Origin of the sequence: Brucella sp. TWI432 (genome assembly GCF_039674445.1) — a bacterium.
GTDB classification, from domain to species: domain Bacteria; phylum Pseudomonadota; class Alphaproteobacteria; order Rhizobiales; family Rhizobiaceae; genus Brucella; species Brucella chromiisoli.
In genome coordinates this window covers 114,014-129,165 of the sequence record NZ_JBDJNL010000010.1, presented here as the reverse complement: position 1 = coordinate 129,165, position 15,152 = coordinate 114,014, and the positions used below count along the sequence as shown (strand labels likewise).

The following is a 15,152-nucleotide window of genomic DNA, read 5'->3' as shown; positions in this document are numbered from 1 at the left end:
AGCCTGACAGCCCGGCTTGGTCTTGCTGCCAACTATGCCAATAGCTGGAAGGGCCATGATGGGCGGATGGTCAATACATCACTCTATGGCATTGCCAATCTTTATCAGGAGCTCATGGGTGACGCCCGTATGAATTATGCGGGAACCCATATGGCCACTGACAGCGATGATACATGGGGTGGGATTGGCGCAGGTGGCACCTATGCCTGGGCCGACAATAAATATGCCCTCTATGGCGAAGGTTCCATCAACACGTCACTCAACCATTTCTCCGACAGCTACGCTCTCAAAGGCAATGTCGGCTTCAAGGTGAAGTGGTAGAAAACCCATAGTCGCAACCAAATTATCGCTCCCGGTGCAAAGCCGGGAGCGATTTGTTTTATGCAAAATGCCACGTCTGCATCGATCATGCGACTGTGACCGGAATTTTTGATCGCTGTCGCAAAGCTTTGATGACTTACGTGGTCTTGGCGCTGCCATGAAGAAATTGGACCATAATTCTCTCCTCTGTGTGGCAACCAAAAGAAAAGGCCTTGTATTTGAGCACTGACAATCCAGATTTTAATCCGGCGCGTCCCCGGACGAGTTTCAACCAGCGTAAGGTCAAACTGCCTTATCGTGTCAGAAAAGCAGCAGCATAAAAAGGGCGGCCTACGGGCCGCTTTTTATGAGCCAATAGGTAGCGCTAGTAGTTGGGACTGGAAAAGGCTGCATGAGCAGCCTTTTCCACGATTTCAGGCGCATCGCTAATCACCTTGAGCAGCAAGCGTGCCGTTGGGTCTGGCTTGCGACGGCCTTGCTCCCAATTGTTCATTGTGGCGGCAGGGATGCAAAACCGTTGCTCAAACTCTTTAGTTGATTTGGCGTAGCGCTTGCGAATTTCTTTGATACGCGAGGCGGGCATGGGATCGATATTCCGAACCTCAAGCGCGACCTCGCCACGTTTCCAAGCCAATGCTTCTTTGAGGCCTTCAAGGATGCCATCGCCAAACTCGGTGTTTTTATCAGCCATTGTTCAACTCCTTAAGGATGGAAAGGATTGCCTTCTTTTGATCTTGCGAAAGGTCTTCTTGCTCATTTTTAGCATAAGCAAACAGCATAACCACAACATCATCCGATAGCATCAAATAATAGATCGCCCGACCACCGCCGCGTTTACCACGACCCTACATTGCAAACCGAACCTTGCGAACACCCTCAAGGCTCGGAATAACCGCTCCGATCTGTGGATCATTCGCGATTCTTTGCTCCAAGGCGTCTTGATGACGCTCTGACAGGCGAAGCCTACGCAAGTCTTTAGAGTAGCGATTGGTGCGAACTATTTTCATATTGGTTATTTATACGCCAATGGCGCATTATTAGATTGACGTATGCGCCATTGGCGTAATTTGATGCCGTCCAATTTGGGAGGCTTTTTTATTGGAGAAAGCATGAACCCGATTGAAAAATATATCCGCCAAGCTGCCATGCAGCGCGGTATCAGCCCCGACATTGCGGCGCGTGTTGCAGGCCATGAGGGGATGAATGTCTTTGATCCATCCAAGCGAGATCATGGCGGCGACGACGGCTCGTCCTTTGGGCCTTTCCAGCTTTATTATGGCGGGATCAATCCGGCTATGCCTGACGCAGGCATGGGCGACGACTTCACCAAAGCAATAGGCCTTGATGCGCGCGATCCGTCTACGTGGCAAAAGCAGGTGGATTGACATCTAACTGAGGATCAATGCGGTTCGTCGCATCGTCGAACTTTGGAAAACAGACGACGCATGGCCTCATGATTTGTTGTGAGGTTGTAGAAATTGCATATGAGCATCCTCCTGCCTCATAAAGAATAAGGCGATGTTTTATCGCCGTCCAGCTAACGCATCCTCTCCTTGCTGTTTATGCGCTCGGCAGAACCAAAGCTGCCCATACTTGGTTTTATAACCAAAGCTTCCATCCACGAGCAAAGCCCATCGACATTGCGAGACTGGCATACTCGATTTCTTTGACGAGAAAGTCACGGTTTTTCAAGAGCGATTCGATTGCAGCCCGTACATCGCCTTTGTGATAGGCGAGCACCAACTCAATTTCGTCGTCATATCCATTTTCTTGCACAACTGCATTCATTGCTCTGCTCCGTTAAAAGCAGACACACTCGCCGCCCGGCGTGTCCATAATTTATAATGTTCTTATTTTGTTCATGTGGCTGAAAGAGTCAAGCATGTTGCGTTTCATGTTGCGTGTATTTGCCGGTGGTTTTTGTAACTATTTGTAATTGCAGAGAATCTATTTGCGACACAGTGCAACGTGAAACGGGTTATAAAGCCCTGTTGCAGCGCCGTTAAGCATCTGTTTTTGTTAGGAAATATTTTGGAGGCCTCACCCGGAATCGAACCGGGGTGCAAGGATTTGCAGTCCTCTGCGTAACCACTCCGCCATGAGGCCATCCGTAAGAGGCATGTCAAATCAGCAAATGCTCTCTTGAGACGTTCCAATATTGATAGAGATGCGCTTCGTCAAGCCGTTACCGGCGCGTGAGAGACTTTTCTCCAGCACTTTCCTAAAGATATTGTGAAAAGGGGCTAATCTTCTGGATCGCGATCCGGCGGAGTCTGTGGACGTGCAAGGATGCCTTTGGAAAACGTGTAGCCTGTTTCCACCGCATTATTTCCAAACTTGTTGCGCAGACGGTCAATAGCGCCTTCCGCGACAGCACGCTTTGTAGCCTGCGTATCGACAAGGTCTGGCGGATCGGCACGATCATCCGTGGAGAGCTCACCAACGCCAATGCCGAGCAATCTGAATTTGGTCCCATCCAGTTCTTTTTCGAGAAGCTGCAGACCTGTGCGGAAAATACGGTCGGCAAGCTTTGTCGGGTCCGCCAGCTGTCGATTTCGCGTGCGCAGTTTGAAGTCCTGAGTTTTGAGTTTAAGCACGATCGTGCGCCCCGCAATATTGCCGGATTTCAGGCGTCGAGATACTTTTTCCGACAGCGCTCGTAGCACAGGCACGAGGTCGGTCGCTTCAGAAAGGTCTTTGTTGAACGTTGTTTCAGCCGAAACGCTTTTCATATCATGTTCAGGTTCAACTTTGCGGCTATCCTGTCCACGCGACAGTCTGAAAAGCCGCTGGCCCATTGTGCCATAGGCTTTCATAAGTGTTCCCTCATCCATGGTTTGAAGCTGGCCTATGGTGCGAATACCGTCGCTCTCAAGCTTCGCATTGAAGGATTTTCCAACCCCCCAGATCATGCTTGTTGGCTTGTCGCGCAGAAATTCAAGTGCCTCTGCCTCGCCTATGACAGAAAACCCACGGGGCTTTTCAAGATCTGATGCGACTTTGGCCAGATATTTGCAATAGGACAGCCCCACAGAGATCGTGATGCCGATCTCGTCTTCGACTCGCTTGGCAAAGCGCGCCAGTATGATCGCCGCAGGCGCACGGTGCAGTCTTTCTGTGCCACCAAGATCAAGGAATGCTTCATCAATGGATATGGGTTCGACGAGCGGCGTGAGATCATGCATCAGCTGGCGAACTTCACGTCCGACACGTGCATATTTTTCCATATTCGGTGTGACGACGACAGCCTGTGGACAGGCTTCCAGAGCTTTATACATCGGCATGGCAGAGCGCACGCCATGAATGCGGGCTATGTAGCAGGCCGTGGAAACAACACCGCGCTTGCCGCCACCGATAATGAGCGGCTTATCGCGAAGGTCGGGATTGTCGCGCTTTTCAACCGAAGCATAAAACGCATCGCAATCCACGTGGGCGAGTGAGAGTTTGTAAAGTTCGGTATGCCGCACCAGACGCGGGCTGCCACAACTACGGCAACGCCGCGCAGACTCAGCCTTTTGCAGCGATAGACAATCGCGGCAGAAGCCGAACTCTGGACTGTTAACGGCAAATGGCTCGGTCATGGCTGTGTGCGGTTTGATGAACATAAAAGGAACATCGTTTATAGCACCAATGTACGATAATGCTATCGTCACTCTGCTATCCTGTTCGCTCTGCACTTGACATTGGCAAAGATATCACCAAGTTTAGCAGTATGAACAATCGTTTTGCTTCCATACTCCATCGGGTTCAGCCGATCACGGGATAGCAACCCTCGAGTCCTGCTTAGCGCAGAGGATTCTGGGGGACGGTTTGCCGCTCACCTTCAAGCGGAATTACTAAAAGCGCTTTCTTTAAAAATTCAAACAGTTGCTCCGGGCCAGTCGAGTTACGGAGGACAATCATCATTAGGCAGCAGTGAGCTATCGTCATGAATGCAAAGAATCGCAAAAAGCCAAAGATCGTCGTCAGTGATCTTGATCACGAACGGCTGACAATTCTGGCCGGCAACGTCTCCGAAAAACTGGAGGAGGTTGCCGAGGAGTTACTGCAGGAACTGGACCGCGCCAAGGTGGTTCCGTTCAAGAAACTGCCGGCAGATGTCGTTCACATGGGTTCGACGGTCGAGTTCCGCTCCAATGATGGACATGAGCGTAAAGTCACGCTGGTTTATCCGGGCGAGGCCGATATTGCGCAGGGTCGAATCTCTATCCTGACACCAATTGGTACAGCATTGATTGGTCTTACGCCGGGACAGTCCATGTCTTGGGTTGCACGTGACGGAAAGACGCATGAGCTGAGTGTTCTCAGCGTGTCGCACACCGAAGCTGCAAGCGCCTGATTTTCTTTTAGAGCGCATCCCGGAAACTGTGAAACAGTTTTCGGACAAAGATGCGCGTTAAAATAAGGGATCGGAGCGTTGATCTGATTCAATCAGATCGAAACGCGCTCTAAGTGATAGAACTGATAAGGCCCTGTTTTTGCGGGGCTTTTTATTAGAAATGTTGGTTTAGTCCCCCCGGCAGAAGCACCGCTGCTTTTTCAATTGTCACCGGGTCACGCCCGGTTTCCTGGCAAAAACGCATCAGTGTGGGTTCGTGCCCAAGATAAAATTGCAGAACGCCAGCTAAAAAGCCGGGCTCCTGGGCCGCGGAGCGGATTGAAGAAGCCTCTATACCGGTCAAAGCGAGAAAACGGGACATCAGCTCCTTGTCTTGTGCGAGCCATACCAGCGCTTCAACTGCAACGTTTTCCGCATCCGTCTTGCTCATGAGCGTCTTCATGGGCTGTCTCCATTCTTCGAATATGCTTGCTTTTATCCCCCACGCGTCAGTGCTTCAATGCAAGATGGAAGGAATATTTGCCTTTCGTCAATGAAATGCGCTTAAACTCAGGAATTCCATAGGGGTGTAATGGGCAGATCAACCTGTCTTGCGACGGATAAGAATTAGGCCAGGGAATATTCGATGACTAAAACTGTGATGATCGTCGAGGACAACGAACTCAATATGAAGTTGTTTCGCGATCTTATCGAAGCCAGCGGATATGAAACCATCAGGACCCGGAATGGTCTTGAAGCGCTTGATCTTGCCCGCGAGCATAGGCCCGATCTCATTTTGATGGATATTCAGCTTCCTGAAGTCTCCGGTCTGGAAGTCACCAAGTGGCTTAAGGATGATGACGAACTCAAGCATATTCCGGTGATTGCGGTCACGGCATTTGCGATGAAGGGAGATGAGGAGCGCATCCGGCAGGGCGGCTGCGAGGCTTATATATCAAAACCTATTTCGGTTCCGCGTTTTATCGAAACCATAAAATCATATTTGGGAGACGCTTAGAGCGGTCTTTATTATAAGAGCACAGAGGGGGCGGGAATTGGGGGCAGTGTATTATGACAGCAAGAATTCTCGTCGTTGACGCTGAGGAAACACACGTAAAGCTGCTCGAAGCGCTGCTGCTGAGCGAGTATTACGAAGTTATTACAGCCAATAATGGTGCTGAGGCGATTGAAATCTGTCTTGGTGGACAGATTGATGTGATCATTCTCGATGTTTTGATTCCGGGTGTTGAGGGGTTTGAGGTTTGTCGTCGTTTGAAGGATGATCCGCGAACGACCAATATTCCTGTTATCATCCTGACCGCGCTCAGCAGTGCGGAAGACAAGATCAGGGGGCTTGAGGCGGGAGCGGACGATTTCATGTCCAAGCCGGTCAAGGATTCCCAACTTCTTTCACGTGTGAAAAGCCTTGCCCGGCTTAAAATGGTGTCTGACGAGCTGTTTCAGCGCACCGGCACTGTGGCGGATACGGAAGTGGAAGCTCTGCTTGCGGCGAAACTTTCCGGTCGCTTTGGGGCCGGTGAGGACGCAGCGCGCATTCTCGTGGTCGATGAGAACGAGCTGGCAGCCGCTCGGCTGCGCCTGATTCTGGGCGAAGATTATTTTGTTGATGTTGCGTATGATGCCAATGACGCTCTCATCAAGGCGATCGAGAACGACTATGACAGCATCGTCATTTCGGCAGACTTCATCTATTACGATCCTTTGCGGCTCTGCTCTCAGATGCGCACCATTGAACGCACGCGGCTTGTTCCCATCATTCTTATTGTGAATGAAGAAGAAGGCTCTCTGGTGGTGCGTGCGCTTGAACTGGGGGTGAATGATTATGTGATGCGCCCGCTGGAGAAGCTTGAGCTTTATGCGCGGCTGCGGACGCAGATCAAACGTAAATGTTATAATGATCTTTTGCGGCAGAGCTTGAACCGCACAATCACCATGGCAGTCACGGACAGCCTCACTGGGCTGCATAACCGCCGTTACCTGGATACCCACATGCCGGTGCTTCTGTCGCGCGCTATGGGGCGTGAGCGGCCATTATCAGTCATCATGGTGGACTTCGACCATTTCAAGCGTGTCAATGACAAATACGGTCATGATGGCGGTGATGATGTACTGCGTGAATTCTCATCGCGGTTGCGCACGCAAATTCGCGGCATGGATGTAATGTGTCGCTATGGCGGCGAAGAGTTTGCTGTGGTGCTTCCCGATACGGATCTTGCATCTGCTGCGGCCGTCGCGGAGCGTCTGCGTGAGGCAATCGCTGCGAAGCCTTTTGTGATTGCGCGCGGCAAGCATGAGATCACCATGACGATCAGCATCGGGATTGCAGCCTTGCGGCTGATGGGGGGGGATAGTGTTGAAGCGCTTTTCGCACGCACCGATGCAGCTCTTTATGAGGCCAAGAAAAAAGGCCGCAACAGGGTTGTCCTGTCGGCTGCATGATATCGAATAAAAGCCAACAAAAAAGCCGCCTCGAAAGAGACGGCTTTTTGATTCCTGCCAGTGGACTGGCGTCGGAAACGAATTACTTGATCTTCGTTTCCTTGAACTCGACGTGCTTGCGCGCAATCGGGTCGTATTTTGTCTTTGTCATCTTATCCGTCATCGTGCGGCTGTTCTTCTTCGTTACGTAGAAGAAGCCGGTGTCAGCGGTCGACAAAAGCTTGATCTTGATGGTCGTAGCCTTGGCCATATCGAAATACCTGCTCTTTCATGATTAAACCGCTGCGAGTCTCGCCAGTTGGCCAGAAGCGGAAATTCGGCGCGACACTACGGATTAAGGGGGAAAAGTCAACCCCGCTTCTTCCTTTGAACAAGCCTAATCGCAGCAAAGAGTGCGAAAGCCGCAAAAAACATGCCAAGAGTGAGCGGAAAACCCTTTGTACCCATGGCATCCATGCCCACACCGACCACTTGTGGCCCTGCCAACATGCCGATGGCATAGCAAAAGATGAAGGCGGCGTTGGCGGATGCGAGTTCGCGTCCGGTGAGTTCAGAGCCGAGATGGGCGAGGCCAACGGTATAGAGTCCGGCGACAACGCCGCCCCATAGAAACAAAACCCCTGCCATCAGATACCAGTTGCTCATAAGATAAGGCAGCGCAATCATGCCCAAGAGCCCGGTTACGGCACAAAACAGCAGCAGTTTACGGCGGTCGGAAATACGGTCGCTGACGATGCCAAGCGGAATTTGCATAAGCACATTGCCAAGCCCGATCATGGTCAATAAGAGCGCTGCATCACCCTCCGTATAGCCGACCTTTGCGCCGAACACCGGAAACAGCGCAAAGCCGCCCGTTTCAACGGCGCCAAACACAAACACGGCCATTGTTGCCGTGGGAACAGCAAAAATGAAGGGCAGGAAAGGAACGTGCTCACCTTCCTCAAAATCCGGGCTGTCGCGCCATGCAATAAGCACCGGAATTGTAGCAATCAGGATGATTGCGAAGCCGACATAGAAGGGCAGGCCACCGGCGCTGCCAATTTTCGAGAACAGCCAGGGGCCAAATGCGAAACCGAGCGAGAGCGATGTCGCATAGATTCCGAGCACCAATCCCCGTTTTTCGGGCGGTGCGGAGGCATTGATCCAATATTCGGACAGAACGAACAGCACCGTCAACGCAAAATGCAGCACGATTCGCAGAGCAAACCATGCCCAAAGCGGTTGCAGAAAGTGAAATCCGACAAAAGCGATGCTGCCGATGACCAGCATCAACACGATGGCCTTGGCCACACCAAGGCGGGCAGCAATCGGTGCGGCAAGCGGCGCTGCAACAATCGATGCAAGGCCCGCAACCGCAGTGTTTGCCCCGATAAGGCTGGCGGAATAGCCGCGGCTTTCAAGCAGCACGCTCAAAAGCGGAATGCCAAGCCCGATAGCGGCGCCCATAGCGCTGATCGTAGCGATCGCTGCGGCAAGCGAGCGCCAATGCAACTGCCCCTGAGGGTTCCTGCCGTTTGGTTCCTGAGGAATGCTCTCAGCAGGATAGATTTCTTTATTCATAAGGTCAGATCACTTCACGCACAAAGCGGCCATGCCGCTTGCTGTATTGCGCCACAGGAAGAGTGACGGGCAGGTCAAACCGGCTTTGCGAGAGCAGCATTCGTGCTTCCTTCAGAATGGCTTGCGTAATGCGAGCAACGTCGAGTTTATCAACATCATCAATGGCGACCCAATCCAAATCTTCCAATTCTCCGCTTGGGACAAGTGCTGAGCTTTCCAGTCCCGGTAAACTGTCGCGAAATGCGATGAAAAATCGCGTATCGAATCGACGAATATTGCCTGGTGGTGTCACAGCACGGGCGAAATAGCGCAGATCGCCAAGCGCAGGCAATGCGCCACGCTCAAGGAATGCACACCAATCCTTATTATCAGGCATTATTATGGTGTTTGATGACAGTTGTTTGCGAGACGAAGCGTCGGCCGTGGCTTCGGCTGTGACGCGGCGTGCAATCCGCAACCCCGTTTCCTCAAATGTTTCGCGGATGGCACAAAGCCCAAGCGCGCGTGCCCGACGCAATGTTGCCCGAGCACCCATGCCGGAAAGCAGTTTCTGTGTGTCATCCTCTGTCAGTTCGCTTGCGGCGGCGATGGCACCATCTTCCGCATCGGCTCTGCCGCCGGGGAAGACGAATTTTCCCGGCATGAAAACCAGACTGGGGTGGCGCCGCCCCATAAGAATACGCGGTGTGTTGCCTGTGCGGTCAATCAACAGCAAGGATGCGGCATCGCGGGGCCGCAATGCTGGCTTGGGAGAGGTCGGCTTTGAAGGGGCGCGGGCTGTCACGGCAGAACCGCTTGTTATGTGACGTCGCTGTAATCGCCTTCGCCGTGTCCACCGAATCCGTGCATGAACAAAGCCCATTGCAGCCCGATTGTCGCGCCTTTGACAGGCTGTAGCAGGAGCAGGCTCAACAGAACGATCATCGGCCCCCATATGGCCATATGGGTCAACAGCGATAGATTGGTGGTGGCTTCCACGCCCATGAAAGCCGCAACCACGATATGGCCGACGATAAGGATCGTCAGATAGGCCGGCAGATCATCGGCGCGCTGTTCTGTGTAGTCTTCACCGCAGACGGAGCAATGGTCGACCGGTTTCACAAACGCACGAAACAGCTTTCCTTCGCCGCAATGCGGGCAGCGGGATTTGAAGCCACGCCACATGGCTTGCTTCAAATCACGGCTCGGTCGTGCGGCTTTCGGGCTTTCGCCACCGAAAACCTGAACTGGACTGTCTGTGGAACTGGCCTCTAGCATGCTCATCTGCGACCTCTGCTCTTAGAGCGCGAAACGCCCGAAGGTTTTCCTTTGCGCCCGCGCATTCCTTTGCTTGCCTTATGATGCGAACGCGTCGACATCGGCAGGGAATGCGGTTCCGAAACCATCTCAAAACGAAGTGCCCCCGCAACAGGGAGCGCTTCCACAAGCCTTACCGTCACCGTATCACCGAGACGGAAGCCTTTTCCGCTTCTTTCACCGGCAATTGCATGATTGGCTTCATCGTAAAGATAGTATTCATCACCCAAAGTTGAAATAGGCACAAGCCCATCTGCGCCATATGTCGCAAGAGACACAAACAATCCGGCCCTCGTCACTCCGGTAACACGGGCTTCATAATCATCGCCCAGATGGGCGGCGAGGAAATGTGCGATCAGACGGTCCACGGTTTCGCGCTCGGCAAGCATCGCGCGGCGTTCCGTGGATGAAATCAGCGCTGCTGTTTCTTCAAGCTGGGCTTCTTTATCGGTGGTCAGGCCATCCTTGCCAAGATTCAGAGCCTTGATCAAAGCCCGATGCACGATCAGATCGGCATAACGGCGGATGGGCGAAGTGAAATGCGCATATTTATGCAAATGCAGGCCAAAATGACCAATATTATCAGGGCTGTAAATCGCCTGACTTTGCGTGCGCAGCACAACCTGATTGACCAGATCCTGATGATCCGTGCCTTCAACAGCCTCTAAAATGCGGTTGAACTGTGCCGGCTTGAGAGCGGCGCCTTTGGCCAGGTTCATATCAAGCGTGCGCAGAAACTCGCGCAAGGATTCCTGCTTCGCAAGGGCGGGTTCATCGTGAATGCGGAAGATCAGTGGCTGGCGATGCGCTTCAAGCACTTCTGCCGCTGCAACATTGGCCTGAATCATGAACTCCTCGATGAGCTTATGCGCATCAAGCCGTTCAGGCACGACCACTTTGTCCACCTTGCCATCGGGTGCCAGAATGATTTTTTTCTCAGGCAAATCCAACTCAAGCGGTTCTCGCGCATCGCGACCGCGTTTGAGAGCGCCATATGCAGCCCACAACGGCTTGAGGATCATGTCGAGTATCGGTGCGGTCTTCTCGTCGGTTGCGCCATCAATCGCGGCCTGTGCCTGCGCATAGGCGAGTTTTGCAGCCGAACGCATCAGGATGCGATGGAACTTGTGAGACTTCTTGTGACCATTGGCGTCGAAAACCATGCGCACAGCAAGTGCTGGGCGATCTTCCAGTTCACGCAGTGAGCACAGATCATTGGAAATGCGCTCTGGAAGCATCGGCACAACGCGGTCGGGAAAATAGACTGAGTTGCCGCGCTTCAATGCTTCACGGTCGAGTGCTGAATTGGGACGCACATAGGCTGCAACATCGGCAATCGCCACGATGACGACGTGGCCGCCCAGATTGGTCGGGTCGGTATCCGGCTCGGCATAGACCGCATCATCGTGATCCTTTGCATCGGTCGGATCAATAGTGACGAGCGGAATTTTGCGCCAGTCTTCGCGGCCTTCCAGCGTTGCAGGCTTGGCATTTTCGGCTTCGCGGATCACGTCTTCGGGGAAGATATGCGGAATTTCGTGTTCATGGATCGCGATCATCGAAAGCGCTTTTTCACTATCGACAGAGCCTACGACCTGACGCACCTTCCCACTCGGTAGACCGTAGCGGCGTGAAGACTGAAGTTCGACTTCGACCAGATCGCCGCTTTTGGCGTCGAGCAGCGATTGCGGGTCAAGCTGCACTTCCGGCTGCTTGCGGTTAACGGGTTCAAGCCGCCACTCGCCGCTGCTCAGCCGGCGCAAAACGCCGAGAACCGCATTGCTGCTCTGGTCTATAACCTTGATGACGCGGGCCGAATATTCCGGGCCTTCATTTTCCTTGTTGCGGAAAATCTTCGCCAAGACGCGGTCACCAACACCTACGGTCGGTCCATCGGATGATTTGTTAAGGCGTGTGCGGCGGATCAGAACGACAGGCGGCTTGCCATATTCGGCCTCATCCCAGTCGCTCGGACGGGCAACGAGGCCGCCATCATTGTCGCGGCCGGTGATGTGGAGCGTGGCGATCGGGGGGAGAGAACCGGGGCGGGACAATCGGCGTGCGCGCTTTTCGAGCAATCCATCGTCTGCAAGTTCTCGCAGCAGGTTTTTAAGATAAACCCGTGCATCGCCCTTGATATTGAACGCCTTGGCAAGTTCACGCTTGCCAGCGCGGTCCGGGTTTTCTTCAATGAATTTGAGGACGTCCTGACGCGTCGGCAAATGAGCAATGGGATCAGCCGACTTTGCCTCGTTGCGTTTTGCTGTTGCTGCACGCCGTTCGGTCCGTGCGGATCGTCCGGTATCGGATTTGGGGAAACGGCGTGCCAAGTCTTACTCCTCTGCCGCTTTCGCCTTGCTTTTTGATTTTGCAGCAGGCTTTTTTGCGGCGGTCTTTTTCGTTGCTGTCTTTTTTTCAGCGGTCGCAGTTTTTGCGGCGGTTTTGCGGGCCGGCGCCTTCTTGGTCTTGATGCTGCCAGCCTTGGCGGCAATCAAAGCGAGCGCTTCTTCCAGTGTCACACTGGTCGGCTCCTGGCCTTTTGGCAGTGTGGCATTGACCTTGCCCCAATTGACATAAGGGCCATAACGGCCATCGCGCACGGTGATGGGACCGCCATCGGGGTGATCGCCAAGCGTTGCAAGGGCTGCCGGTGTCGAGCGTCCGCGACCGGGGCCTTTGGATTGCTTGTCTGCAAGAACCGCAACGGCGCGATTAAGACCAACTGAAAATACCTCTTCGGCGTTTTCGAGATTGGCGAAGGTGCCGTCATGGCTGACATAAGGCCCATAGCGCCCGATGCCTGCTGAAATCATCTTGCCGGTTTCTGGGTGCTGGCCAACATCGCGTGGAAGCGACAACAGTGCCACGGCCTTTTCATGATCGATTGTATCAACTGACCAGCCTTTTGGCAGGCTGGCACGCTTGGCTTCCTTGCCTTCACCGCGCTGGATATAGGGGCCAAAACGTCCTGTGCGTGCCGTAATTTCCTCACCGGTAAACGGGTCTTTGCCGAGCGACTTCGGTTCATCAGAAGCTGCTGCTTCGCCATTGCCGTCACCGCCGAGCTGGCGGGTGAATTTGCATTCAGGATAGTTTGAGCAACCAACGAATGCACCATATTTGCCAAGTTTGAGCGAAAGTTGGCCGGTGCCACAGGTTGGGCATGTGCGTGGATCGCTGCCATCGCCGCGATCAGGGAAGGCGAGCGGCGCGAGTTCTTCATTGAGTGCATCAAGCACGTTGGTAACGCGCAGTTCCTTGATGTCATCAATAGAGCCGGAAAAATCGCGCCAGAAATCGCGCAGCACGTCTTTCCAGGAAAGCTTACCGTCGGAAATCAGATCGAGCTTTTCTTCGAGATCCGCCGTGAAATCATATTCGACATAGCGTTTGAAAAAGCTTTCAAGAAACGATGTTACCAGACGGCCTTTGGGTTCCGGTATAAGCTTGCGCTTGTCGATGGTGATATATTCGCGGTCGCGCAGCGTTGCGAGCGTGGCGGCATAGGTCGATGGACGGCCGATGCCAAGCTCTTCCATCTTCTTGATAAGCGAAGCTTCCGAATAGCGTGGCGGCGGTTCGGTCGAATGCTGGGTCGCATCGATTTTTTCTCGTGAAATGGCCTCACCAGAACGGATTTCAGGCAGCTTTGCGCTATCTTCGTCCTCGTCTTCTTCCTCGCGATGGTCTGTATAAGCAGCAAGGAAGCCGTCAAACTTCGTAACCGAACCATTGGCTCGCAGCATCGCCGATTTTGCGCCGTTAATGGCTTCAATATCGGCGGTCGTGCGTTCAATGTCGGCAGCCTGCATCTGGCTGGCAATGGCGCGCTTCCAGATTAGTTCATAAAGGCGTGCCTGATCTTCGTCGAGATAGCGGCGGACTTCCTTTGGATGACGCGAGAAATCCGTTGGACGGATTGCTTCGTGCGCTTCCTGTGCGTTCTTGGCCTTGCTGGAGTAATAGCGCGGTTTTTCGGGAACGTATTTTGCACCGAAATTGTTACCAATAGCGTCACGGGCGGCACTGATCGCCTCAGGAGCCATCTGTACGCCGTCGGTACGCATATAGGTGATGAGACCCGCAGTTTCGCCGCCAATATCCACACCTTCATAAAGGCGCTGTGCAACCTGCATGGTGCGCGATGCCGAGAAGCCAAGCTGGCCGGATGCGGCCTGCTGAAGTGTTGAAGTGGTGAATGGAGGACCGGGATTGCGCTTGGTTGGCTTGGCCTCGACAGAGACGGCCTTGAAGCTTGCGCCTTCCAGCATGGTACGGATGGCAGTTGCCTGCTCTTCATTCTTGATGTCGAGCTTGCCGACTTTTTTGCCGTCAAGAACGGTCAGCCGCGCAGTGAAAGCATCGTTGCGCGGGGTTTTAAGCGCAGCAGCGATATTCCAGTATTCTTCACGAATGAAGCGTTCAATCTCGGATTCGCGATCACAGACCAGACGCAGCGCCACAGACTGCACACGGCCCGCAGAACGCGCGCCTGGCAACTTGCGCCACAAAACCGGAGAGAGGTTGAAGCCAACCAGATAGTCGAGGGCACGGCGCGCCAGATAGGCATCGACCAGCGGCTCATCAATATCGCGTGGATTGGCAATAGCATCCAGAACAGCCTTTTTGGTGATCGCATTGAATGCAACACGCTTGACCGTTTTGCCCTTGAGCGCTTTCTTCTGATTAAGAACTTCCAGCACGTGCCACGAAATGGCTTCCCCTTCGCGATCAGGGTCAGTTGCAAGAAACAATGCATCGCTGTCTTTGAGCGCTTTGACAATGTCTGCCAGACGCTTGGAGGAATTGCTGTCCACCTCCCACGACATTGCAAAATCTTCATCCGGACGGACCGATCCGTCCTTAGCTGGTAGATCTCGCACGTGACCAAACGAGGCCAGAACCTTATAGTTCGAGCCCAGATATTTATTGATGGTTTTTGCCTTGGCAGGCGATTCGACTACGACGACGTTCATTAAAACTGCCCAGATTCGCGATGCTTACGGATGGATTATCCTTTTATCGCGTTCAAATATTTGCCTTTCACATGAACAGCGGTTTGCGTTTGGTCAAGAGCGACGAGCGAAAAATCGATAAATACAACTTAAAATTGCTTTTGTTAATTATAAACCAAATGGTAGTATTGCGTTGGGGTATATCCAACGGGCAAGCGCCAGAAGGGTGGTTTTCATAAGCA

Annotated in this window: 14 protein-coding genes, 1 tRNA gene and 1 pseudogene; 5 read left to right on the top strand and 11 right to left on the bottom strand. The window is 53.1% G+C overall.

The genetic code is table 11. The features are described from left to right. Positions 1–321: pseudogene (locus ABE527_RS14905) on the top strand (autotransporter outer membrane beta-barrel domain-containing protein); the annotation flags it as partial. A 364-nt stretch (positions 322–685) separates the two neighbouring features. Here the strand turns inward: ABE527_RS14905 and ABE527_RS14900 are convergent. Continuing rightward, positions 686–1,012, bottom strand: coding sequence for a helix-turn-helix domain-containing protein (locus tag ABE527_RS14900; RefSeq protein ID WP_499697382.1), 327 nt, complete (start codon positions 1,010–1,012; stop codon positions 686–688). A gap of 418 nt (positions 1,013–1,430) precedes the next feature. Here ABE527_RS14900 and ABE527_RS14895 point away from each other — a divergent pair, with 418 nt between their 5' ends. After that, positions 1,431–1,706: a hypothetical protein gene (locus tag ABE527_RS14895; RefSeq protein ID WP_499697381.1), complete on the top strand. Its 276-nt coding sequence runs from the start codon at positions 1,431–1,433 to the stop codon at positions 1,704–1,706. Positions 1,707–1,920: 214 nt separating this feature from the next. On the opposite strand, the gene ABE527_RS14890 is transcribed toward ABE527_RS14895, so the two are convergent. The 3 genes from ABE527_RS14890 to ABE527_RS14880 all read right to left on the bottom strand — a co-directional run bounded on the left by ABE527_RS14890 (position 1,921) and on the right by ABE527_RS14880 (position 3,902). Continuing rightward, the gene (locus ABE527_RS14890) at positions 1,921–2,109 is read right to left on the bottom strand and encodes a CUE domain-containing protein (protein WP_499694883.1); all 189 of its coding nucleotides are present in this window, start codon (positions 2,107–2,109) and stop codon (positions 1,921–1,923) included. 244 nt (positions 2,110–2,353) lie between these two features. Continuing rightward, positions 2,354–2,427: transfer RNA gene (locus ABE527_RS14885), tRNA-Cys, on the bottom strand. Between the two features lie 137 nt (positions 2,428–2,564). Beyond that, positions 2,565–3,902 carry a DNA polymerase IV gene (locus ABE527_RS14880; RefSeq protein WP_499697386.1) on the bottom strand — a complete coding sequence of 446 codons (1,338 nt, stop codon included), beginning with the start codon at positions 3,900–3,902 and terminating at the stop codon, positions 2,565–2,567. A gap of 347 nt (positions 3,903–4,249) precedes the next feature. Between ABE527_RS14880 and rnk the strand changes: the two genes are divergently transcribed. After that, positions 4,250–4,660 carry a nucleoside diphosphate kinase regulator gene (gene rnk, locus ABE527_RS14875; RefSeq protein ID WP_265986645.1) on the top strand — a complete coding sequence of 137 codons (411 nt, stop codon included), beginning with the start codon at positions 4,250–4,252 and terminating at the stop codon, positions 4,658–4,660. 154 nt (positions 4,661–4,814) lie between these two features. Here rnk and ABE527_RS14870 read toward each other — a convergent pair whose 3' ends face one another. Continuing rightward, a complete protein-coding gene (locus ABE527_RS14870) occupies positions 4,815–5,102 on the bottom strand; it encodes a DUF3572 domain-containing protein (protein ID WP_499694884.1) in 288 nt (95 codons plus the stop codon). Between the two features lie 183 nt (positions 5,103–5,285). On the opposite strand from ABE527_RS14870, the gene ABE527_RS14865 reads away from it, so the two are divergent. Both ABE527_RS14865 and ABE527_RS14860 read left to right on the top strand, forming a co-directional pair. After that, positions 5,286–5,657 (top strand): response regulator, encoded by a 372-nt coding sequence (locus ABE527_RS14865; RefSeq protein WP_265986643.1) that lies wholly within the window; start codon positions 5,286–5,288, stop codon positions 5,655–5,657. 53 nt (positions 5,658–5,710) lie between these two features. Then, positions 5,711–7,099 carry a PleD family two-component system response regulator gene (locus tag ABE527_RS14860; protein ID WP_499694885.1) on the top strand — a complete coding sequence of 463 codons (1,389 nt, stop codon included), beginning with the start codon at positions 5,711–5,713 and terminating at the stop codon, positions 7,097–7,099. Between the two features lie 82 nt (positions 7,100–7,181). On the opposite strand, the gene rpmG is transcribed toward ABE527_RS14860, so the two are convergent. The 6 genes from rpmG to topA form a co-directional block, all read right to left on the bottom strand. Further along, positions 7,182–7,349 (bottom strand): 50S ribosomal protein L33, encoded by a 168-nt coding sequence (gene rpmG, locus ABE527_RS14855; RefSeq protein ID WP_140903472.1) that lies wholly within the window; start codon positions 7,347–7,349, stop codon positions 7,182–7,184. Positions 7,350–7,447: 98 nt separating this feature from the next. Continuing rightward, positions 7,448–8,590 carry an MFS transporter gene (locus ABE527_RS14850; RefSeq protein WP_265986695.1) on the bottom strand — a complete coding sequence of 381 codons (1,143 nt, stop codon included), beginning with the start codon at positions 8,588–8,590 and terminating at the stop codon, positions 7,448–7,450. A 73-nt stretch (positions 8,591–8,663) separates the two neighbouring features. After that, on the bottom strand, positions 8,664–9,302 hold the full coding sequence (locus tag ABE527_RS14845) for an NUDIX hydrolase (protein WP_499697385.1): 639 nt from the start codon (positions 9,300–9,302) through the stop codon (positions 8,664–8,666). 155 nt (positions 9,303–9,457) lie between these two features. Beyond that, a complete protein-coding gene (locus ABE527_RS14840; protein WP_265986639.1) occupies positions 9,458–9,922 on the bottom strand; it encodes a DUF983 domain-containing protein in 465 nt (154 codons plus the stop codon). Further along, positions 9,919–12,285, bottom strand: a complete 2,367-nt coding sequence (rnr, locus tag ABE527_RS14835; RefSeq protein ID WP_499697380.1) for a ribonuclease R — start codon at positions 12,283–12,285, stop codon at positions 9,919–9,921. The genes ABE527_RS14840 and rnr overlap by 4 nt, the downstream gene beginning before the upstream one ends. A gap of 3 nt (positions 12,286–12,288) precedes the next feature. Beyond that, a complete protein-coding gene (gene topA, locus ABE527_RS14830; RefSeq protein ID WP_499697379.1) occupies positions 12,289–14,931 on the bottom strand; it encodes a type I DNA topoisomerase in 2,643 nt (880 codons plus the stop codon). Between the last annotated feature and the right edge of the window lie 221 nt (positions 14,932–15,152).